The sequence below is a fragment of the Cohnella yongneupensis genome (genome assembly GCF_042655785.1).
Classification (GTDB): Bacteria; Bacillota; Bacilli; order Paenibacillales; family Paenibacillaceae; genus Cohnella; species Cohnella yongneupensis.
Genome location: NZ_JBHSNC010000048.1, coordinates 117507 through 138017, shown reverse-complemented (window position 1 = coordinate 138017; position 20511 = coordinate 117507). Strand labels below are relative to the sequence as shown.

Sequence of the window (20511 nt, the reverse complement as noted above, 5' to 3'; positions counted from 1 at the left end):
GAGCGGAATTACACAAACATTAAAGCCCGGGGTGGTTTAACTGAAGAAGCAAAAACCAATGTCGTTCGACGACCTGCTGTTGGAATTGCAAGGTCAGAAGACGTACGTCAAAGATCCGAATCATATTGCGCTCGACGAGTTGTTCAACGAGTCGTTCATGAGCAAACACACAAACTTTACGAGTTTTGCGGCCTTCTTACAGAAGGGCAATTTTCAAGTGAACGTCCAAGAAGACGTCGCGAACATACCGGATGAGCTTTTCGACCGGCACGTGGCTAGAGAAACGAAGTTCCCGGAGTGGAAAACGATGCTCGAGCAAGCGAATAAGGAGTACGGAAGCAAGTAATACGCCATAAGGAAATAGCCCTTTATTGCTTAGTTATAAGCGTGGAGGGCTATTTGCATGTAAAATGAAACTATCATCAACAAAACGCTGAAGAGGGGCGGATATCGAATGAAATTTTCGGGCCACACGGTCGTAATTACAGGCGCGGGCAAAGGCATCGGTGCGGCGCTTGCCGCAGCCTACGCAACTGAAGGGGCTATTGTCGTAGCCATTGACCGGGACGCGGCGAATGTCAATCAAGCGGTAGCGGCTATTAAGGGATCGGGAGGCCATGCAATTGGTTTTACCGCCGATCTAAGCTCGCCGGAACAGATCGCGGCAACGTTCGGATCCGTTCGCGAGCAACTTGGCAAAGTCGACGTGTTGATCAATAACGCTGGGCTAGGCGAATGGAAGTCGCCGTACGATCTGGGAATCGACGAGTGGGACTACGTGATCAACACCAATTTAAGGGGAACCTTCTTATGCGCGAGAGAAGCCGCTAAGTTGATGCGAGATCATGGCGGCGGGGCGATCGTTAACTTGGCTTCGACGCGGGCGCTCATGTCCGAGCCGAATTCCGAGGCTTATGCCGCTTCGAAAGGCGGTATTATCGCGTTGACGCATGCATTAGCCGTATCGCTTGGAGCCGACAGGATAACCGTTAACGCGATTAGCCCGGGTTGGATCGAGACCGGGGATTACGGCGCGCTAAGGGAGCTGGACCATGAACAGCATCCGGCGAAGCGCGTCGGACGGCCTGACGATATCGTGCGGGCGTGTTTTTATTTGACGGATCCGGAGAACGACTTCGTCACCGGCATCAATCTCGTCGTTGACGGCGGGATGACGCGGCGGATGATTTACGAAGAATAGAGACTTGATTTCACGGTGGCACGTAACTAATCGTTTTCCCTTGCGTCTATTATAGGGTTGCTCATCGCGATTCTATTAAAGAGATTGCAGTTGGAAGGGAAACGGATTGCCATGCTGAAAAAAGTAAGTTTACTAGGGTTCATGCTCGTTATGCTGTTCTCGCAAAGCGCTTTCGCCTATAACGTGGGGTTATTGCCGTTCAAGGACGAGGAGAACGACTACTCCCGAGAGCCGATCTATACGTTATCCGCATTGGGTATCATTAACGGATACGATGATCGGACCTATCGTCCGAACGCGGACTTGTCCCGAGAAGCATTCATCAAACTGCTCGTGATGGCGAGTCAATTGGAGACGGGAGCCGCTGTCGGTCCAACGCCGGCAGACGTCGCTAAGACGAGTTGGTCCGCCCCGTTCATTGCCGTCGCTCTCGAACATAAATGGATCGATAGCCTATTGGATAAGAAAAAAATGTTCCATCCGTTACAGACGATCACGAGACAGGAAGTTGCCATGCTCGTTGGCAAAGCGCTGCTAGAGTCCGAGAGCGCGGAGACGCGTCAGCAATGGCTGAAGACGGATTGGAAGCAAGAGCGCGATCGTCGCGCCTTTAAAGATCAGGTGGCTATAAACGCGGCTATGCAGCCTTACGTCTATTATGCGGCGAAGCGCGGCATTATGGAGGGCGATGCTACGGGTTTCAAACCGAAGGAGCCATTAATTCGCAAGCAGGCGGCGGCCGTCGTCTATCGTCTGATCGATAAGCGCGTCGCCGGACAAAAGATAGATTTTACCGGTTATTATGCGATTCAATCTTACTCGGCTATTCATCAGATCGATAAGCTTTCCAATGTCATCATGGGTTGGTCCCATCTGGATTACAGCGTCGCCGGAACCGCGCAATTGAATACTAGCACGACCGTGAATCGCATTCCGGACGGGTACGAGGAAGTGATGGCGGTTGCCGATGCGTCTCAAGCCACTAAGGAACTGATGGTATTCGGCAACGGCGCGACCTTGAAAGATTTTCTTAAAGATCAACCTGCTCAAACCGCATTTATCTCATCCTTGCATGCAACGTTAAACAATCCGGCTTATTCGTTCACTGGCGTGAATATCGATTTCGAAGGCTTGAAAGAAGCGGACAATGCGGCGAACTACGTCCAATTTCTTAAGTCGCTTAAGGACCAATTGGGTTCGCGTACGTTATCGGTTGCCGTTCAGCCTACTTATTATTACAAGGGCTACGACTTGGAGGCGATCGGCAAGCTGGCCGACACGGTCATCCTGATGGCTTACGATTTCACGCACAGCGAGAGCAAGCTTCCATCCGCTCCGTTGCCGCTGGTCAACGATACGGTGCTTACCGCGCTTAAGGTTATTCCGAAGGAAAAGCTCGTGCTAGGCCTCTCCAAACAGGCCAATCAGTGGATTACCGCATCCGGCGTAACCGGTCCGGCGCTTAGCCCGTCTATCGCGGACGTCGAGAAGAGGCTGGCTATGCCTGGCGTGGTCACCAAGCCGGAGATGCCTTACTTCCTCAGCCGAACTACGTTCGTCGATGAACGCGGAAGCCATGAGCTTTATTACGAAGATACGCAAAGCATAGCCAAGAAAATATGGCTCGCCAAGTTTTATGGACTGAAGGGCGTTTCCCTCTGGCACATGGGCAACTATACCGCGGAGGATTGGGAGCTGGTCGGCGAGCAGACGGCGAAGTTACAGCAGCTAGCAAACTAAATAGAATAGGTGCCAAGACTAGCTAAGAGGGGCGAAAGCCCCTCTTTTTGATTGACTATCGGAACATGGAATAATATGCTGAAAATAAGAAAATTAGGAGAGGGAGATGTCGAAATGAGCAATAAGAAGAAGGCTTTGACTTTGGGAGGCGTATTTATATTGGGGGTACTCGGGGGATCCGCCCTGATGTACAACGATTCCGTGTATCATTCGGTGCAAGACGCGCTAGGCAAAGGCGCTACGCAAAATGCGGTCGGAGCCGTCAACGGAGTCGGCGGCATGACGCAAGTCGAGGTGAGCAGCATGGATCTCGAGACGGCTATGATGGCCGTGCAGTCTCAGCGGGCGCAACTGTTGGAGACGCAATTGAAAGATCAGATCGCGTCCGTTCAGGCGAAGAACGATCAAATCTCCAAAATAAATAACGCGCTGAACGAGTTGAACAGTCAATTGGCAACATTGCCTTCCGACGCGAAAGCGGACAGCCCGCTTACGTTATCCGCGAACGCCGCGAGCGCGTTGACGGCTGCCGGACTCAACTATACTGCACCGAAGAATAAAGGAGAGCTCGCAGGGTTGATCCAGCAAATCAAGAGCCAGGTCGATGCGATGAGCAACTCTCAGCAGATGGACATGCTTCGCATACAAAGCTTATCGAACAAGCGCAACGAAGCTTTCGATATTATGACGAACTTCATCAAGAAGATGGCGGATTCCAGATCCTCTATCATCGGAAATATGAGATAACGGAAGAAGGGCAACGATGTCCTACGCATCCGCATTCGCGTTTTTACGCGAACACAACTTGTTGCACGGCGTTCCGGAGCACGAGCTATCGGATACGGCTAGCGCCATTGAAACCGTCATGTTCGCGGATGGGCAACCGCTCGTCGTCGAAGGCGAAGCATCCAATGACTGCTTCTTCGTCAGCGATGGCAAAGTGCAAGTAACCTCGCGCAACCTGATTGGAAACACGGTGTTGCTGGCCGAACTCGGCCCAGGTTCTCTGGTTGGTGAAATTGGCCTGTTGCGCAACGAGCGAAGATCGGCGCGGGTGACGGCGATCGGAGACGTGACTGCGCTACGATTGGATAGACCCACTTTCGACCGATTAGCCGTCAGCAGTCCGCTTTTTCACGAGAGCTTGTTGCTCACCGTGCGCATTCGCATGATCCATCGGTTGCTGCGCAACGCCTCGATCTGGTCGGCTATTCCCGACGCGGAGCTTCGAGGCTTAGCGGAAATTACGAAGATCAAGAAAGTGTCCAAAGGCGAGACGATCGTCAAAGCGGGAGAGCTCGTCGAACAATTTTACATGATCAGCGAAGGCAGACTCGAAGCGCGCGACGCCAAGAAGCGCAGGACGACGCTGCTTAACGGCGACTTTTTCGGCGAGACCGGGGTGTTGACGGATACTTCCTCCGAGCTTGAGATCGTTGCCGCGGAGGATAGCGAACTGCTCGTCATGGGCAAGTCCGAGTTTCATTACATCCTGAGCTATTACGCTCCCGTCCGCGCGCAGTTCATGGAAATCCTTCGCATTCGAAGCCCTCATCTGTTGTCTAAGGTAACGCCTGACATCGGAGAAGCGCCCAAAGCCGATGAAACGAAATCCGTTCTCCCGAAAGCGAAAGAACGATGGGTCGAACTGCTCCTCTGGCTCGGAGGGGCGTTCGTAGCACTTTCCCTTACCGCCATGTTCCTGAAAAACGATTGGCTGAACTACGCGGCATTAGTAATCGGAGGCATCGTAGGTCCGGTTACTTTCGTCTCTTACATAAGAAGCCATCAATTGTTAGGGTTCGGTCAGGCGCGCCTCGGCATGATCTTCGCGATTTCCGCTATCGTCGCGGTACCGTTGGCGTGGTACGTGGAGCGGGAGTGGTTATTCGGAGAAGGCGCCGCGCCTTTTCATTTCGGGCCTATCACTCTGCCGCTCTCGATATCCGTCATCGAGGAAAGCGCCAAGCTGATCGTATGTATCGCGCTTGTCCGCTCTAGGCAAATGCATTTTCTCATGGATGCGGTCGTGTTCGGCGCGGCGGCGGGCATGGGCTTCGCCGCCATAGAGAGCGTCATCTACGGATGGGCGCATATCGGCGACGCTTCGTCGGTCGGCATGCTCTCCGTGTTATGGATGAGGGCGTTGTTGTCGCCGTTCGGACATGGCACTTGGACGGCTATTGCGACGGCGGGCATATGGGTAGGCTTCGCGGCTTTGAAGTCTAAGTCGCGCCTATGGTCTAAGGTTTCGGGCGCGATTGTCCTGCTAGCCATCGTCATCGCCCTGCATGCGATGTGGGATTACCATCTCGCAACCGGCTTAGCCAAAATGGGCATGATGGTAGCTGTAGGCTGCGTGGGCTTAACTTTGTTGTACGCCTTAATCCGTGCGGGCAAGCGAGAGGAATTCCATGCCTTCGCGACCTTGAACCCGTACGTGCAGGAAGCGCTGAGCCACGTCGATCCGAGCGATTATAACGCGAGCGAGTTGCATTGCGAGGGCTGCGGCACCGTATCTCCTCGGGAGACCAGGTATTGCGCCCGCTGCGGCCGTGCGTTGCGGATCAAATAAGACCGCCTGCCGCCGTACGAAAGGAGAAGATCATGGATAACAACAAACCCGAATTCACTTCTACCGATGAATATATCGCGACCTTCTCGCCTGACGTTCAGCACATTCTTCAGCGCGTAAGGGAAGCAATCAAAGAAGCGGCGCCGGATGCGACGGAGAAAATCAGCTATCAAATGCCGGCGTTCGCGCTGCACGGCAATCTGGTTTACTTTGCCGCTTACAAAAATCATATCGGGTTTTACCCGGCATCCACCGGTCTGAACGCGTTCCAGGAGGAGATCGCCCCCTATAGGAGCGGTAAAGGAACGCTGCAATTTCCGATCGCCCAGCCGATTCCTTTCGATCTAATAAAGAAAATCGTGAGCTACAGGGTCGCGCAAAATATTGAAAAAGCAGCGGCTAAAGCGAAAACGAAAAAGAAAAAGTAAGCAGGATTTCCTCTAGAAAAAGGACCTCATCCTCCACTTTGCGGTGGAATTTGAGGTCCTTTCGTTTGCGAATCGGTGAAACCGCCCCTTACTTTTTTATTTTACGAAGCAAACGCAAGCTGTCGTAATCGCCGACATAGACATAATCCCCGCTGTCGCACAGCTCGTCGACCGCCCTTGCCACGTCGGCGTAAACCGAATAATCATGGAAAGCCACCATACCGCCGTCGATTACCCTGGGCGTGTATAGCTGGATGTCCCTTTTGACGCCTATATAAGAATGGTCCCCGTCAACGAACAGGCCGCAAATTCGCTCGGGGCACTGGTCAAGGGCTTCGTAACTCGGTTTGTTGATAGGAATAACATAATCTTCTAGGCCGGACGATTGAATATTGCGCTTAAAATCCTCGAAGTACGGAGCGCGATAATGCCACACGTCGGGCATAAAAGGATCGATGGCGTACACCTTCCGCTTTTGACCGCTTAGCCATTTACTCCCTAGACCTAGCGAGACGGTGCTTTTCCCTTTGAACGAACCGATCTCAACGATATCCCCGGACAGATGATCGACGAATAGGGGAAGGTGGAGTAGCGCCATTTGTTCCAGATGGGTCAGCCAGCCTTCGATGCGCTCGACGGCTCCGAACAGCTCGCCGACCAATAACCGAGGATAGTCGCGATTAGTATCCATGTACATTCACCTCTGAACCTTTTTGATAATTGGATAAGTTATAGATCATTTTCATCCAATGCTCGTCTGACCGCTTCCAGATACCGATACCCATGCTTCTTATCCGGTTCCAGATAGGTGCCCTCCGCCCACTCGTTCCAAGCGTTAATGAACAAAAACTCGCTTTGGTAAACCGTGGCGGCTCGCTCGATTTGCCGGCTAAGGTAACCCGCGAATTTTTCCGGCGTAGCCCCCGAGTAGATGAGCGCCCGGTTGCCTTTTCTAGCGCTATTGTCCCAATCTACGAAAGCGCCGGGAATCGTCCTTGCGGATTTGTCGTCAGCGGTCCGGCTCAGGATCAAAGACCACATGCGATCGTAATCTTTCAAATGAAACTTCTGATGATAGCCGTCCACGGCGCTCCAGTCGTTCCTTCCGCCTCCGTGAATCCATGTGTAGTGGGGCTCGAACTGTACGCTGGCGTCGAATCCGGCAGGGCTGAAGAGCGGATACCCGTTCAAGGTTTCGATAAAATAAATGCCGTCCAGTCCGTGCGCTCTCGCTAGCGTCTGCCAAACATGCAACATCTCCGCGCAACGAGGGATACCGCCCGGGTGATAGATGAGGAATATAGGTTTGTTGTCTTTGCGAATGTATCGCGGATCTTTAAAAGCGGTCAGCAAGTATTCGAAGTGTTCCTTCCAATCCGCCTCATCCCCATAATCCTGAGGCATCAGGACGTCATGGTAGCTTCCGTCCCAAGTTCTGGACCATGGCTCGTTGGCCCAAGAAAGACAAAACGGAAAATCCGGTTCCGCCGTCCGGACAACCTCGTTAAACGGCCGCTCTAACAACCGCTTTCCTTTGAACCAGTAATGGTAGTAGCAGAAGCCGTGAATTCCGTGTTGCTTGGCGATATCCGCTTGCCACTTTCTAGCCGCGGGGTCCGTCAAATCATAGTAATAATCGCGCAAAGGTTCTCTGGGCTGGTAATGGCCGGGAAACAAAGGAATCGCTTTTTTCGTGTTCGTCCACTCCGTGAAGCCTTTGCCCCACCACGCATCGTTCTCGGGAATCGGATGGAATTGAGGCAAATAAAAAGCGATCAGTTTCAAAGTCGATTCAACTCCTTTCGAACGGAACGTAGTGCCGCTCGGGGATAAAGAACGGCTCCCGCGATACGATTGCGGTAGGATCATAACCTTGCGTATCGATTTCGAAGGGAGACAGACCGACGCTCCATTTATCTCTGAACTTCTCCGCATTCCTCATAGAGGCGATCTTGGTATCGAGCTCCATTGTCCGGAACGTCGCTCCTCCTTCGTGATGAATGAACACGTCTTTGGCGACCCACAATCTCTTGCCGCTTATTCTGGCGCGAATGCTAAAGTCGTCGTCTTCGTAATTGCCGGGAAAAAACCTCTCGTCCATTCCCCCGATAACGTCCAGAAGGCCGCGGTGGAAGAGCATGCAGAAGCCGATCAGCCTGTGCGCGTAAAATCCGGTATTCGCATGCTGCATCCGCCAAGACTCCGCGATCGCGTCCAAGGCGTCCCGTGAGTACGGCGAGAGGAAGTGAGCGCGTTGAATCGGCGCGACGTTGTTCGATACGGGCCCGACGATGCCGATCGAGCTATCCCGCAGGAGCCAACCATGCAGACCGCTCAGCCAATGCGCCGTTACGATCGTGTCGTTGTTCAGCAAGACGATGTGCTCGCCCGAAGCCGCGAGCATGCCTTGGTTGCACCCCGCCGCGAATCCTCTGTTGACTTCGTTCCGGATAACGACGGAGTCGGGAATCGTTGCCAAGTAATCCAGCGTGCCGTCGGTCGACCCGTTATCCACGAATAGGAATTCGTAGGGTTCGTCCGTATGCCGGATGATGCTGTCCACGCACCGCCGGGTGAGTTCTTGTCCGTTACGGGTAAGGATGACGATTGAAGTTAATGCCACTGCGCTTATCTCCTTGTCGACCCGAATATTGGTTCTATCACATGCCCGACGCTGCGATAATGTATGGCAATGTCAGCATTAACTCGGACTGCGAAGGCACTAGGATGCCTAGTCCATGATGAGAGTACAGCTTGAATAATCGAAGGTCGAAAACGGATCGTTTCATGAAATCCTCGATCGCCGTCAACACGCCGTTCCGATCTCCGTGCTCGGAGACGGCATTATTCGAATACGCGTTGAAACCGCCCGATTCAAGCAGCGCGGACCGGCCGGGCTCCATTCCTTGCCTAGCGTAAGCTTGGCGGAATGCCGGGGGGATCGATTCCGGCGATGCGTACATATCCCTGCGCCCGTAAGGCCAGTCCGTGTCATGCAGCAGCACGATCGGAAATCGGCCCGTGCGCTGGGCCATTTGCTCCGCCAACGCCAGCTCGTGGTAGACCGTATACCAGTTGTGGTCGCCATCGACGAGAAGGAGATCGTATTGGACGATTTCCGGCAATGCGTCTAGGCTTAATCGTTCCATAACCGTCGCGCGATGCCCGTAATACGCCTTCAGCAGCTCGACGTTATAGAGAGGAGTCTGTTCGATAATGAAGCAGTTCGCGTTGCAGTATTTGCAATAGTCCAGCAGCTTGAAGGTGTTCAGTCCGCTCATCGAACCGATCTCCACGATCGTTCGCGGACGCGAGGCGATCAGGATCGGCTTGATCACCTTGTCCCAATATCGATGCATGATCTTCTCCTTTGCTCGCTCCGCTTCGTATTCGCAGTTGAGAATGGGATGTATTATCGTATGCCGAGCCTCCGGAAAGCCAACGGCTCATTCGTCTATTTATGGCGGGCGATTGATTGACATTTTCCATTTCGTTTGACAAATCCACCCTATTCGTCTATCATCTAATTTAATGAATATCTAATTAGATAATCGTAAAAATAGAAGCGGAGGATAACGATGCAATTAGATAAGATCGTCCATTACCACAAGGCGCTTGCCGACCCTACGCGAATCAGGATGCTAGTGCTGCTCGCCGGCGGCGAAGCGAACGGCCAAGCGCTAGCCGAGAAGCTAAGCGTCACGCCTGCGACGATTACCCATCATGCGGCCAAATTGCGGTCGGCAAGCTTGATCAACGAGCGGCGGGACAAGAACACGATTTATTTTTCGCTGAACGATTACTTTATAAGGAATAACGCGAGCGCGATCGTCGATCTTATTTACCGTTCCACCGAGGAGGGGGCAAGCGACATGGAAGGCCAGCATCAAAGATTAAGAGAATCCGTTCTCAAAAACTTCTTTACGTCAGCGGGGAAATTGAAGAACGTACCCGTACAGCTTAAGAAGAAGCTGATCGTTTTGGAGCACTTGGTCTCTAAGTTGGAGAAGGGACGCAAGTACACTGAACGGGAAATCAATGAATTCATCAAACCGTTCCACGAGGATTTCGCGACCCTCCGAAGAGAGTTCATCATGCATCAATACATGTTTAGGGAGGATCAAATTTACGAATTGAATCCGAGGGAAATGTGGGCGAAATGGGAGACGTTATCTTGATATTAGTAGCCGATTTCTCGAAATAGCTTTCCTTTAGAAATCCGTTGTGTTATTATATTGGTTACATGGACGGGCTTGTAGCTCAATGGCAGAGCAACCGGCTCTTAACCGGTAGGTTGTGGGTTCGACCCCCACCGAGCCCACCATAACCCTTTCAATCAAGCAAGGCGTTCGAATTGATGTTCAATTCGAACGCCTTTTTTGCGTTTCGATTCGGGATAAGAGATGGGAATCGGAGGGAAACTACGGGATGCGATTGCTCATTTTTTCCATGTCGCATGTATCGTTACCGTTGTTGTTGTTTGAACGACTTGCGCGCTTTGGCGAACAATGGCTTGCCTTCGATGAAGTACCAGACGATCAAAGGCGAGAAGACATTGACTCCGAGCACGCTATAAACAATGGTCCACATGAACCCTTCGGTATTCAAAACCTGTTCGTAAATCCATGAGTGACACAAGTCCATGCCGTTCGCTCCTTTACTTCGGAAAGCGTTAATTTAGTTGCTATTGTAATGCAATGCCATCCAGGCTATACAACCAAGAGACGGGGAGGGCAGAGGATGTCGGTAGATCAGGACAAGCTACAAGCGGCTTTCATGCCGAGATTGTCGGACAAAGCGGACGCCGTCGATTCGATTTGAACGCGATTGATGTTCAATGCTTCAGTGAAAATATGCTTGCTGGCTAGTCGACAAATTCGGGTTATCGTGGCAGATCATTCCGACTGCGCTCGGACAGCTGATGCAGGACCCCGATCCGGAGAAGTCGGGTAGAGTAGTGAACGCGATGCTCCAGATGAGCAAGATCGACATCGCACAGCTTAAGCAGGCTTACGAAGGCTAACGAGATGACGGCAGCGATGCCGTTTTTTTGTTGCGCGGATTCTCCGAAAATATGGATTGTAAGTACATATTTGAGATGATAGTGTATAGAGGTGATTGTCGAAAAAAGTCAAAACGAGACGCGTCGAGAGGATTAGTGATTAGATGTTTTGCGGACAATGCGGAACGCAGCTTAAACCGGGTTGGCAATTTTGCGATTCATGCGGCCAACGTACGAGTACAGAGATGACACAGACGCCGGCAACAGCACCTTATATGCCTGCGCAGCCGATCCTTTCTCCTTCGAGGCCAAGGAAGAAGCTAACGGCCAAGCAGATCACTATAGGAAGCATCGCGATCGGCGTAATAGCACTGTTGGCGGGCGGGTATTTGTTCGCAAGGGCAACGTATGGTCCGTCTACCCCCGAGAAATTGGCGGACAAGCTGATCGAAGCGATCGATGGCGAGGATGCTGCCGCGTTCGCGAAATATTTGGATGATCCGAAATCGCCGCTGCTCGCGGACGATCGTCTGCGATTGTTCGAGACTACGCTGGCTAACAGCGAGGTTAAGGCGGCGTATAAAGAGGCGATCGACGAGGCGGTAGACGAAGACGAGAGCGATTGGTTTTCGTTCACGGAGTCGAAGTCTTGGCGAGGAAGCAAGTGGAGCATCCATGTAGAGCCGGTGGACATCACCTTTAAGGGACCGAGCAGCGATAGCGAGCTTCAAAGCAGTTTTACGATCGGAGAGCTGAATTCAGACGGCGGTAGATTGGACGAAGTATGGCCGTCGATCTATGACTATAAGGCGATTTTGAAAGGCGAATACGCGGATATTTCGTCCAGCGGCGCCATTGATGCTTTCGATAGCGAATCATCCAACGAGATTATTGCCGACGATTCGGAGATGTACGAATTAGAGCTGACTCTACCGGCTAGCAGTGATTGGAAGACTACGATCAACGGAAAGCCCGTGCAAGGAACGACGGGAGAGACGATCGTCATTAAACCCGCGCCGGCAATCGTCAAGCTGAAAGTAGAAGGGACGGTTATAGGCGCATCGGTCACGAACGAGGAGACGATCTATACGGACGAGACGGACCGATTCGATGCAAGGGACGTTCTCGATCAAGAGATTGCCGCAAAGGCGCTCGATCTCGCCTACGATTCGGCGATTAGCTGGACGAAAGCGATGAACGCGCAAGATCCGAGCTTGTACAAGGGATCCGATCCGGACAGCTCATACCACAAGCAGACGGTAGACAACATCACCGCGGATCACAACTTCAAATACGTGCTAGAATTCCTGCGCGTCGATCCAAGCTCCGTCGCGTACGACGGGGATACGTTGACCGTCGGCATAGCCGAGACGTACCGCGAAATTAACGGTTCCTCGTACAATGAGCCGATCAATTGGACGGCGACCTATACGTTCCGTCAGCAGCCGGATACGGATAGCTGGTGGATTGAAAATGCCGAATGGAGCGATCAATACACGTTTGAAGGACAGATCGTTAAAGCAAACGATGCCGCCGACTTCGAGGTCGAAGATCTGCAGAAGGATGCACCCACGGTATCGGATGGGGAAATCGACTTCGATGCGATTCAATCTTTTATGCAGCTGTATAGCTCAACGTCCGTCGATGCGATCAATAACCGAGATTTCGGTATCGTCGAGGGGTTGATCGATCCGTCCGGTCCGGCCTACAAGGAGTCGGCAGCCTATATCGATCATCTGAAAGACTTGGGCATTACCGAACAGCTGGTCAGCATGAACGTGGATAGCTTCGAGCGCGTCGACGATACGACGTATACCGCGAACACGACTGAAACTTACGATATTACGAATAGCGACGGCGTTACGAAACGGAGATACTTTCAATCGACGTTCAAGCTTACGGTGATCGACGGACAGCTTCGCGCGCATACGCTGATCGATACTAAGGAATTATAAGATTGTTAAGCAGCCGACAACCCGAACAACTCGCTTCGGGTTGTTTTTGTTCGTTCTTATTGACAGAGGATGGCGATAATGATACAAAAATAAGTGTTGGCACTCGCGAAGTAAGAGTGCTAATCTACGTCGCAAAGGGGTAATCGCAATGTCCAAGCAGCAATTCAAAGCCGAATCCAAGCGTCTGTTAGAAATGATGATCAACTCGATCTATACGCAGCGCGAGATTTTCTTAAGAGAGCTAATCTCCAACGCAAGCGACGCCATCGACAAAATTTATTACCGGGCGCTGACCGACGATAAGATCGTGTTCGACAAAGACCATTACTATATTAAAGTAATCGCCGACAAGGCAAGCAGAACGCTAGTCATCCGCGATACCGGCATCGGGATGTCCCGCGAAGAGCTCGAGAACAACCTCGGCATCATCGCCAAGAGCGGCTCGCTCGCGTTCAAGAAGGAGAACGAAGCGAAGGACGGCCATGATATTATCGGCCAATTCGGCGTCGGCTTCTATTCCGCGTTCATGGTTGCCGATCAAGTGACGGTAATCAGCCGCGCGCTCGATAGCGACACCGCGTTCAAGTGGGAGTCCGAAGGCGCCGACGGATACACGATCGAGCCGTGCGACAAGGCAGACGTGGGCACGGAAGTGATCCTCAAGATCAAGGACAATACCGAAGACGACAGCTACGACGAGTTCTTGGAAGAGTACCGCCTGCGGTCGATCATCAAGAAGTATTCCGACTTCATCCGCTACCCGATCAAGATGGACGTGTCCCGCAGCAAACCTAAGGAAGGCAGCGAGGGAGAATACGAGCAATACGAAGAAGAGCAGACGATCAACAGCCTCGTACCGATCTGGAAAAAGAACAAGAGCGAGCTGACGACGGAAGATTACGATAACTTCTACAACGAGAAGCATTACGGCTTCGATAAGCCGATCAAGCATATTCATATTAGCGTAGACGGCGCGGTTCGTTATAACGCGATCCTGTACATTCCGGGAAGCATGCCGTTCGATTACTACACGAAGGAATACGAGAAAGGGCTCGAGCTCTATTCCAGCGGCGTGCTGATCATGAATAAGTGCGCGGACCTGCTTCCGGATTACTTCAGCTTCGTGAAGGGCTTGGTCGATTCCGAGGATCTGTCCCTGAACATCTCCCGCGAGATGCTGCAGCATGACCGCCAGCTCAAGCTGATCGCGAAGAATATCCAGAGCAAGATCAAGAGCCAGCTTCAGAGCTTGCTGAAGGACGAGCGCGAGAAGTACGAAGAGTTCTTCAAAGCGTTCGGCAGACAGCTGAAATTCGGCGTATACAGCGATTACGGCATGAACAAGGAAGTGCTCCAGGATCTGCTTCTGTTCTACTCCTCCAAGGAGAAGAAGCAAGTTACGCTCGACGAGTACGTGGGGAGAATGCCGGAAGACCAGAAGTACATCTATTACGCCTCGGGCGAGTCGATCGAGCGGATCGAGAAGCTGCCGCAGACGGAGATGGTCGCGGACAAAGGCTACGAAATCTTATACTTCACCGACGACATCGACGAGTTCGCCATCAAGATGATCGCGACTTACAAGGATAAGCAGTTCAAGTCCGTATCGAGCGGAGATCTGGGCATCGAGTCCGACGAGAAGGATAGCAAGGAAGACGAAGCCGCCTCGCAGAACAAAGACTTGTTCGAAGCGATGAAGACGCTGCTCGCGGACAAAGTGAAAAACGTTCGCGCGTCCAAACGGCTCAAGTCGCATCCGGTCTGCTTCTCCACGGAAGGCGAGCTGACGATCGAGATGGAAAAGGTGCTGAAGGCGATGCCGAACGCGGGCGACGTCAAAGCCGACAAGGTTCTCGAGATCAACGTCAACCACGCGATATTCAAAACGCTTCAAGACGCGTACGAGAACGATAAAGCCAAGTTAGATCTGTATACGACGCTGCTCTACCATCAGGCGTTGCTTATTGAAGGCTTGCCGATCGAAGATCCGGTATCGTTCACGAACGATATTTGCAAAGTGATGGTGTAACGAAGATGAGCCAGTCGGAATCCGGCGGCGCGTTCGTCGCGCTCCTAAGCGATAGGTTAAAGGTCGAGATCGCGGTTCCCGGTACGAACTACCGGAGAACGCGGTTCGACTGGACGGGATGGGTTCAGCAAGTAACGCTAGACCGGACAGCGACGTTCTGCGTCGACGAGTCCCTCGAGCCCGGCAAAGGCACGGGAGGCGGCGGTCTGTGCAATGAGTATGGCAACGCTGAGCCGATCGGTTATGCGGATTGCGAGCTAGGGGAGCAGTTCCCCAAGCTCGGCGTAGGTTTGCTGACGAAGCAGGTAGAAGGGAGATACGACTTCTTCCGCGGCTATGAGCTGGATCCGTTCGAGACGTCTTACGAGCTTAGCGATGACGGGTGCTCCATCGTATTCCGTACGGCGCCGAAGCCGTGCAGAGGATACGCGGCAGAACTGATCAAGACGTTAACCGCCCGTGGCAACAAGCTCAACATCGCTTACGAGCTGCGCAACGTCGGCGAGAAGCCGATCGAGACGAGCGAATATAACCACAACTTCGTGCGCATTAACGGCGCCGAGATCGGACCGGACTACGAGCTGACGTTGCCGTTCCGCTCGGCGTTCGCGCCGCTCGACCATCCGATACTGGTACAGAACGAACATACGCTGAATTGGCGCAGAACGCCTGAGCCTGGAGAATCGTTCTACGCCGAGGCAAGGACGTTCGAGCCCGCCGTGATCGAGAACCCGTCTTGGACGTTGCTGCACAAGCCGAGCGGGGCGGGAATGCGCGAGACGCTGGATCGTCCGCTTCTCAGGCTGGCCGTATGGGGCCAAACCCACGTCGCGAGCGCGGAGATGTTCGTGCAGCTCTCGGCAGCACCAGGCGAAACGCTGCGCTGGAACCGGACGTATGAGTTTTTCCGGGAATAAAAGATACGATGACAGAGACATTCACTAGTTGGATGTCTCTTTTTACGGAGAGGGGGATTAAGATGATTAGATATCCGTACTTGGAAGAAGGAGCAACGATCGGCGTAACGGCGCCATCGTCAGGGGTAGGGGTCGAACTGCACGATTTGATCGATCTATCCTGTAGTCGAATGAAGGCGAAGGGTTACGACGTTATTGTCGGAGAGACGGTGTGGACGCAACGCAAAGCCAAGTCTGCACCAGCCCGATTGCGCGCAGGCGAGTTCAATGAAATGATGAGCAACGATCGCATCGGGTTGATCATCCCGCCCTGGGGCGGCGAGCTATTAATCGAAGTTCTCGAATTTCTGGAATTTGAACGATTTAAGCCCAAGTGGATTTTGGGATATTCGGATATAAGCGTGTTGTTGCTAGCCATAACCTTAAGAACGGGCATAGCAACCGCTCATGGCACGAATCTCATCGATCTTAGAGGAGAGTTCTCCGATAATACGACGGCCAAGTGGCAATCCGTCTTATCTATGAAAGCTGGCGAATCGGTCATCCAGCATTCTTCGGATAAGTATCAGAAGGAATGGCAGCACTCGAATCCTTCGCCCTGCGTCTTTCATTTGACCGAACGAACGGATTGGAAAGTAATCTCGAATGCTGCCGTCACTATGCAGGGGCGCTTGCTATGCGGGTGCATCGATGTGATCAGACATTTAATCGGCACGCCATACGGCGATGTACGGCATTTTCAAGAGCAACTTATCTCTAACGAGCCCATCGTTTGGGTACTTGAAAATTGCGAATTATCGACCGCGGATTTACGCAGGTCGTTAGTTCAGATGAGGCTCGCCGGCTGGTTCGATAATTGCGCGGGTATTCTGTTCGGAAGAAGCGGCGCCAATCGGCCGGTTGACGATTATACGGTGGAGGACGTGTACGAAGACCTGTATGAGGAAGTACGTATTCCGATCGTTTACGATATCGATTGCGGTCATGTTCCGCCCCAAATCACTTTCGTTAACGGGGCTTACGTAGAGATCGAAGCGAGAGAGGGAAAAGGCATAGTAAAGCAAACGTTTAATCCCTAAGGGCATGATTACAAAAGACCGTCTCCTCGATGAGGGACGGTCTTTGCTTTGCATTCGTTCTCTTATTGTTAGTCCGCGTATTTTCTCTTGATCTCCAGCATGTAGTTTAAGTTCTCGAAGAAGATGTCGACGAGCACGGGATCGAAGTGTCGCCCGCGCTCTTCCCTGAAATAGTCCAAGATGCGGTCGATCGGCCACGCTTGCTTGTATACTCTGTCGCTGCCAAGAGCGTCGAATACGTCGGCCAACGCGGCGATTCTGCCGTAAATATGAATATCTTCTCCCGCGAGTCCGTTCGGGTATCCGGTACCGTCGTACTTCTCGTGATGCTGGTAGGCGATGATCGCCGCGGTTTGCATCATTTCGCGCTTCGAATGATTAAGCATCGCATAGCCGTGGTTCGTATGGTTTTTGATCACTTCGAACTCTTCGGGCGTTAGCTTGCCCGGCTTGTTCAGTATCGCGTCCGGAACGGCGACTTTACCGACGTCGTGCATGGAAGAGGCGAGCCGGACGATCTCGGCTTCTTCTTCGGCAATGCCGTATTTGAGCGCGAGCAGCTTGGAATATTCGGCAACGCGCTTTACGTGTTGCCCGGTCTCCTTGGAGCGCGTCTCCGCGATTTCGCCTAAGGTGAATATAATTTCCTTCTGCGTATTTTCGACCTCTTCGTTCAAATAAATGTTCTCGAAGGCGATGGACACGTTGGCGCAATAAATCTCGATCAAGTAACGATTCCATTCGTTCAGTTCCTTGGAGCCTTCGAAATAGATCACGTTCTCCTTGCCCGATTTGCTTTGGAAGTAGCAAGTGAAGCAGTTGTCCCTGAACTCGCTCGCTTTGTCCCTGAACGCCCGCTCGATGCATTGGAACACATGCGGGGGAACGACGTTCCCGATCGGCTCGTTGTCCGAGAAAGAGTAATCTCCCGAGGCTGCCAGGATATAAATTTCCTCCTGGCCTTTGGCGGCTGCGTAGCTGTTGCAATGCAGCGCGTTTTTGTTCAAATTGAGTATCGACGTAAGCTGCGTGAGGACGCCGGAAGCGAATTTGCGCATCGATTTCAGCTCGAACAGATCGGCTGACGAGTTGATGATTTTCTCCAGGCCGACTTTGTTGTTCTCGATGACGATGATATCCCGGTAGGAGCGCAGCGCGGCCATCATCGTCGTGAACAGCTTCTGCGACGTTAACTCCGTCTTTTCCTTGTAGTCGTTAATATCGTAATTCGTAATGACCATACGTTCCGGCGCTTGACCCGGCTGACCGGTACGCAAAATGATTCTGACCGAAGTCCGGTTCAACTGCTCCCGGATATACTTGACGATCTTAAGTCCCGTATCGTCCGCATCCATGACGACGTCGAGCAAGATGACGGCCGCGTCTTCATGCTCCTCGATTAACGAGAGCGCCGTCACTTCGGTATAAGCGCTAATGAATTCGAGCCGTTTGCCGTCGAACGCGAAGTCGCTTAGCACCATTTTCGTCAAATGATGCACTTCTTGTTCGTCGTCCACGATTATGATTTTCCAACGGTCTTGCGATGCGGGTCCCGTGTTCTTCTCGAGGGGATCCTCTTCCGCGAAAATGAGGAAATCGTCGTCTTCTCTAGTTGTCATGGGTTACGCCCCCTCCTGAATCGGTATTTGAATCGTGAACGCGGTACCTTGTCCAAGCTGGCTATCGCACGCGATCGTACCGCCGAGCGATTGGACGACCAAGTTGTACACGATATGCATACCGAGCCCCGTGCCTCCGCCTCCGCGATTAGTCGTGAAGAACGGGTTGAAAATTTGATCGACGACTTCAGGCGGCATTCCTTTGCCGTCGTCTGAATAGCGTAGCGTTACTTTGCCGTTATGTTCAGAGAGTCGAATCTCGATTCGGCCTTCGTCATCCGCTTGGTAAGCGTGGATGAGCGAGTTCATGATGAGATTGGTGAACAGCTGCGAGATGGCGCCCGGATCGGTGAACAGCTCGATTTCTTCCGGTCCGGTTACGGAGACGTGATGCTTCGTTTTCTTTAGGTTAGGCTGCAGGCTGACTAGCACTTCCTGGATATAGGCTTTCAGCTTGAACCGTCGCTTCGTCTGCGCGCTGCTGTCGACGGCGACCTGCTTGAAGCTTCGGATAAGCTCGGAAGCGCGGAATAGATTCGTCTGAATCATTCCGGTCGTATCTTGGATCATGCGAAGATACTCTTCCAGATCCGAACGCTTCATCTTGTTGGCGGCGTACATAGCGAGAAATTCTTTTGATTTCTCGTCCATGTACGAGACGGCGGTGACGCCGATCCCGATCGGCGTATTGATCTCGTGGGAGACGCCGGCGACGAGATTGCCCAAGGCGACCATCTTCTCGGACTCGACCAGCTGCTTCTGCGTCTGCTGCACGATTTCCATCGCCTGCTTCAGCTCGCTGTAGCGGCCTTCGAGATTGATGACCATCTCGTTGAACGCGGAGGCGACTTCTGTAATCTCTTGGCTGGAATCGAGCGATATTTCTTTATAGGGCAGTCCCTGCTTAACGGATACCGCGGCCGTCCGAATTTTGAGGAGCGGACGCAGGAGCAGCTTGCGGATAATGTAAGACAGCGTGACGAGCAACAGAACCGTAATGGCTAAGCCGACTATAACGATGATCTGCACGCGCTTCTTGATGAGCGCCATGCTGTCCGACGTGTCGATCAGCAGTTCGATGGCGCCGATCGTATCTCCGTCTTCTTTAAGCGGCGCGGTGAGCCGGTCCTTCGGGATGCCGTCGGCCTCGTTGCGGAGATGGTCTACGAGCGTCTGATCGCTCTCGATCATGCTTATCAGATCGGGCGGTGTAAGGCTTCCGATCCGCTTGCGGTCGGTGGAGGCTCGCACGTTCGTCTCGCCATACAGCGTCAATTGGATAACGTCGGGATTCTTATATTGGATGTAATCAAAAATCTGCTGCACGTCTTCGATGGAATGCGATTCCTCGTACCGGCCGTTGATGGCGGTCGTCATGCCGTCCAGCTGACTTACGTAGGTTTCCTCTACGGATTTGCGGAGGCTGTACGTATCGAACCAGACGATGATCGACATGAGACCGACGGTGACGATCGTTACGAGTACGAGAAGCTTGCTTTGCAAGCTCATTCGGCGGAAAACGGACGGTTTAACCGTTCCTGTCGTCATTTGATGTCGAATTCCTTTGTCTGCGTAACGTCGTATGGCGTGTGGTCGTTGTTATGCAAGCTAATTTTCAATTTATGATGGCCCGGCGCCAAATCCTCGAACTCGTATACCCGTTCCTTAACCCCGATTTTGTCATTGTCGTCGAGGTACATATGAATATGCCCTTCGCCGTCTTCGCGTCCCATTCCGTAATGCTCGGCGGAAATCGACAGATCGGTATCGACGGTAACCTTAACGTTGCTTCCATCGATCGCCAACGAGACGTCCAAGCTTGGCTTGTGGTTTGCCCCTTGCTTGCTTGAGCCGCCGGAACTATTCCCACATGCTGTCAGCATTAGACAGCAGACGATCGCGATTAATTCTTTTTTCATGTCGACACCTCATTATTCTTGTGGAAATATAGCGTAATATCTAATTC

The 20511-nt window shown here is 52.4% G+C and carries 19 protein-coding genes and 1 tRNA gene; 12 read left to right on the top strand and 8 right to left on the bottom strand.

Going from position 1 to position 20511, the window contains the following annotated elements; translation table 11 throughout:
* Positions 1 to 58: 58 nt before the first annotated feature.
* The 6 genes from ACFPQ4_RS16130 to ACFPQ4_RS16105 all read left to right on the top strand — a co-directional run bounded on the left by ACFPQ4_RS16130 (position 59) and on the right by ACFPQ4_RS16105 (position 5944).
* Positions 59 to 346: a hypothetical protein gene (locus ACFPQ4_RS16130; RefSeq protein ID WP_378112902.1), complete on the top strand. Its 288-nt coding sequence runs from the start codon at positions 59 to 61 to the stop codon at positions 344 to 346.
* Between the two features lie 108 nt (positions 347 to 454).
* Positions 455 to 1201 carry an SDR family NAD(P)-dependent oxidoreductase gene (locus tag ACFPQ4_RS16125; protein WP_378112901.1) on the top strand — a complete coding sequence of 249 codons (747 nt, stop codon included), beginning with the start codon at positions 455 to 457 and terminating at the stop codon, positions 1199 to 1201.
* Positions 1202 to 1312: 111 nt separating this feature from the next.
* On the top strand, positions 1313 to 2941 hold the full coding sequence (locus ACFPQ4_RS16120) for a glycosyl hydrolase family 18 protein (RefSeq protein WP_378112899.1): 1629 nt from the start codon (positions 1313 to 1315) through the stop codon (positions 2939 to 2941).
* 114 nt (positions 2942 to 3055) lie between these two features.
* Entirely contained in the window at positions 3056 to 3688 is a 633-nt protein-coding gene (locus ACFPQ4_RS16115) for a hypothetical protein (protein ID WP_378112898.1), read from the top strand.
* 16 nt (positions 3689 to 3704) lie between these two features.
* Entirely contained in the window at positions 3705 to 5516 is a 1812-nt protein-coding gene (locus ACFPQ4_RS16110) for a cyclic nucleotide-binding domain-containing protein (RefSeq protein ID WP_378112897.1), read from the top strand.
* A gap of 32 nt (positions 5517 to 5548) precedes the next feature.
* Positions 5549 to 5944, top strand: coding sequence for an iron chaperone (locus tag ACFPQ4_RS16105; protein WP_378112896.1), 396 nt, complete (start codon positions 5549 to 5551; stop codon positions 5942 to 5944).
* Between the two features lie 88 nt (positions 5945 to 6032).
* Here the strand turns inward: ACFPQ4_RS16105 and ACFPQ4_RS16100 are convergent, their stop codons facing one another.
* From ACFPQ4_RS16100 to ACFPQ4_RS16085, 4 genes are read right to left on the bottom strand one after another with little or no spacing between them, the layout of a single operon-like run.
* Positions 6033 to 6635 (bottom strand): class I SAM-dependent methyltransferase, encoded by a 603-nt coding sequence (locus ACFPQ4_RS16100; RefSeq protein ID WP_378112895.1) that lies wholly within the window; start codon positions 6633 to 6635, stop codon positions 6033 to 6035.
* A 38-nt stretch (positions 6636 to 6673) separates the two neighbouring features.
* On the bottom strand, positions 6674 to 7729 hold the full coding sequence (locus tag ACFPQ4_RS16095) for a glycosyltransferase WbsX family protein (protein ID WP_378112894.1): 1056 nt from the start codon (positions 7727 to 7729) through the stop codon (positions 6674 to 6676).
* A gap of 7 nt (positions 7730 to 7736) precedes the next feature.
* A complete protein-coding gene (locus ACFPQ4_RS16090) occupies positions 7737 to 8567 on the bottom strand; it encodes a glycosyltransferase family 2 protein (RefSeq protein ID WP_378112893.1) in 831 nt (276 codons plus the stop codon).
* Between the two features lie 37 nt (positions 8568 to 8604).
* Positions 8605 to 9303 carry a class I SAM-dependent methyltransferase gene (locus ACFPQ4_RS16085; RefSeq protein WP_378112892.1) on the bottom strand — a complete coding sequence of 233 codons (699 nt, stop codon included), beginning with the start codon at positions 9301 to 9303 and terminating at the stop codon, positions 8605 to 8607.
* 219 nt (positions 9304 to 9522) lie between these two features.
* Between ACFPQ4_RS16085 and ACFPQ4_RS16080 the strand changes: the two genes are divergently transcribed.
* Together ACFPQ4_RS16080 and ACFPQ4_RS16075 are read left to right on the top strand one after the other, a co-directional pair.
* Positions 9523 to 10122 (top strand): DUF2087 domain-containing protein, encoded by a 600-nt coding sequence (locus ACFPQ4_RS16080; RefSeq protein ID WP_378112891.1) that lies wholly within the window; start codon positions 9523 to 9525, stop codon positions 10120 to 10122.
* Positions 10123 to 10193: 71 nt separating this feature from the next.
* Positions 10194 to 10268 (top strand) — tRNA-Lys (locus ACFPQ4_RS16075).
* Positions 10269 to 10408: 140 nt separating this feature from the next.
* Here the strand turns inward: ACFPQ4_RS16075 and ACFPQ4_RS16070 are convergent.
* A complete protein-coding gene (locus ACFPQ4_RS16070) occupies positions 10409 to 10588 on the bottom strand; it encodes a hypothetical protein (protein WP_378112890.1) in 180 nt (59 codons plus the stop codon).
* 603 nt (positions 10589 to 11191) lie between these two features.
* On the opposite strand from ACFPQ4_RS16070, the gene ACFPQ4_RS16065 reads away from it, so the two are divergent.
* The 4 genes from ACFPQ4_RS16065 (at position 11192) to ACFPQ4_RS16050 (ending at position 16926) form a co-directional block, all read left to right on the top strand.
* Positions 11192 to 12901 (top strand): TcaA NTF2-like domain-containing protein, encoded by a 1710-nt coding sequence (locus ACFPQ4_RS16065; protein ID WP_378112889.1) that lies wholly within the window; start codon positions 11192 to 11194, stop codon positions 12899 to 12901.
* A gap of 148 nt (positions 12902 to 13049) precedes the next feature.
* Positions 13050 to 14930, top strand: coding sequence for a molecular chaperone HtpG (gene htpG, locus ACFPQ4_RS16060; protein ID WP_378112888.1), 1881 nt, complete (start codon positions 13050 to 13052; stop codon positions 14928 to 14930).
* Positions 14931 to 14935: 5 nt separating this feature from the next.
* The gene (locus tag ACFPQ4_RS16055; RefSeq protein ID WP_378112887.1) at positions 14936 to 15847 is read left to right on the top strand and encodes a hypothetical protein; all 912 of its coding nucleotides are present in this window, start codon (positions 14936 to 14938) and stop codon (positions 15845 to 15847) included.
* A gap of 62 nt (positions 15848 to 15909) precedes the next feature.
* Entirely contained in the window at positions 15910 to 16926 is a 1017-nt protein-coding gene (locus ACFPQ4_RS16050) for a S66 family peptidase (protein WP_378112886.1), read from the top strand.
* A gap of 68 nt (positions 16927 to 16994) precedes the next feature.
* On the opposite strand, the gene ACFPQ4_RS16045 is transcribed toward ACFPQ4_RS16050, so the two are convergent.
* Genes ACFPQ4_RS16045 through ACFPQ4_RS16035 form a run of 3 tightly spaced genes read right to left on the bottom strand, consistent with a single transcriptional unit; the run spans position 16995 to position 20464 of the window.
* The gene (locus ACFPQ4_RS16045; protein WP_378112885.1) at positions 16995 to 18545 is read right to left on the bottom strand and encodes a DUF3369 domain-containing protein; all 1551 of its coding nucleotides are present in this window, start codon (positions 18543 to 18545) and stop codon (positions 16995 to 16997) included.
* 3 nt (positions 18546 to 18548) lie between these two features.
* Positions 18549 to 20093, bottom strand: a complete 1545-nt coding sequence (locus tag ACFPQ4_RS16040) for a sensor histidine kinase (protein WP_378112884.1) — start codon at positions 20091 to 20093, stop codon at positions 18549 to 18551.
* Positions 20090 to 20464 carry a hypothetical protein gene (locus ACFPQ4_RS16035; RefSeq protein ID WP_378112883.1) on the bottom strand — a complete coding sequence of 125 codons (375 nt, stop codon included), beginning with the start codon at positions 20462 to 20464 and terminating at the stop codon, positions 20090 to 20092. The genes ACFPQ4_RS16040 and ACFPQ4_RS16035 overlap by 4 nt, the downstream gene beginning before the upstream one ends.
* Positions 20465 to 20511 lie beyond the last annotated feature (47 nt).

What these genes read in the sequence shown, in the direction of transcription:
- ACFPQ4_RS16130 (WP_378112902.1), top strand. Translation starts at nt 59, where the DNA reads ATGTCGTTCGACGACCTGCTGTTGGAATTGCAAGGTCAGAAGACGTAC.
- ACFPQ4_RS16125 (WP_378112901.1), top strand. Translation starts at nt 455, where the DNA reads ATGAAATTTTCGGGCCACACGGTCGTAATTACAGGCGCGGGCAAAGGC.
- ACFPQ4_RS16120 (WP_378112899.1), top strand. Translation starts at nt 1,313, where the DNA reads ATGCTGAAAAAAGTAAGTTTACTAGGGTTCATGCTCGTTATGCTGTTC.
- ACFPQ4_RS16115 (WP_378112898.1), top strand. Translation starts at nt 3,056, where the DNA reads ATGAGCAATAAGAAGAAGGCTTTGACTTTGGGAGGCGTATTTATATTG.
- ACFPQ4_RS16110 (WP_378112897.1), top strand. Translation starts at nt 3,705, where the DNA reads ATGTCCTACGCATCCGCATTCGCGTTTTTACGCGAACACAACTTGTTG.
- ACFPQ4_RS16105 (WP_378112896.1), top strand. Translation starts at nt 5,549, where the DNA reads ATGGATAACAACAAACCCGAATTCACTTCTACCGATGAATATATCGCG.
- ACFPQ4_RS16100 (WP_378112895.1), bottom strand. Translation starts at nt 6,635, where the DNA reads ATGGATACTAATCGCGACTATCCTCGGTTATTGGTCGGCGAGCTGTTC.
- ACFPQ4_RS16085 (WP_378112892.1), bottom strand. Translation starts at nt 9,303, where the DNA reads ATGCATCGATATTGGGACAAGGTGATCAAGCCGATCCTGATCGCCTCG.
- ACFPQ4_RS16080 (WP_378112891.1), top strand. Translation starts at nt 9,523, where the DNA reads ATGCAATTAGATAAGATCGTCCATTACCACAAGGCGCTTGCCGACCCT.
- ACFPQ4_RS16070 (WP_378112890.1), bottom strand. Translation starts at nt 10,588, where the DNA reads ATGGACTTGTGTCACTCATGGATTTACGAACAGGTTTTGAATACCGAA.
- ACFPQ4_RS16065 (WP_378112889.1), top strand. Translation starts at nt 11,192, where the DNA reads ATGACACAGACGCCGGCAACAGCACCTTATATGCCTGCGCAGCCGATC.
- htpG (WP_378112888.1), top strand. Translation starts at nt 13,050, where the DNA reads ATGTCCAAGCAGCAATTCAAAGCCGAATCCAAGCGTCTGTTAGAAATG.
- ACFPQ4_RS16055 (WP_378112887.1), top strand. Translation starts at nt 14,936, where the DNA reads ATGAGCCAGTCGGAATCCGGCGGCGCGTTCGTCGCGCTCCTAAGCGAT.
- ACFPQ4_RS16050 (WP_378112886.1), top strand. Translation starts at nt 15,910, where the DNA reads ATGATTAGATATCCGTACTTGGAAGAAGGAGCAACGATCGGCGTAACG.
- ACFPQ4_RS16045 (WP_378112885.1), bottom strand. Translation starts at nt 18,545, where the DNA reads ATGACAACTAGAGAAGACGACGATTTCCTCATTTTCGCGGAAGAGGAT.
- ACFPQ4_RS16040 (WP_378112884.1), bottom strand. Translation starts at nt 20,093, where the DNA reads ATGACGACAGGAACGGTTAAACCGTCCGTTTTCCGCCGAATGAGCTTG.
- ACFPQ4_RS16035 (WP_378112883.1), bottom strand. Translation starts at nt 20,464, where the DNA reads ATGAAAAAAGAATTAATCGCGATCGTCTGCTGTCTAATGCTGACAGCA.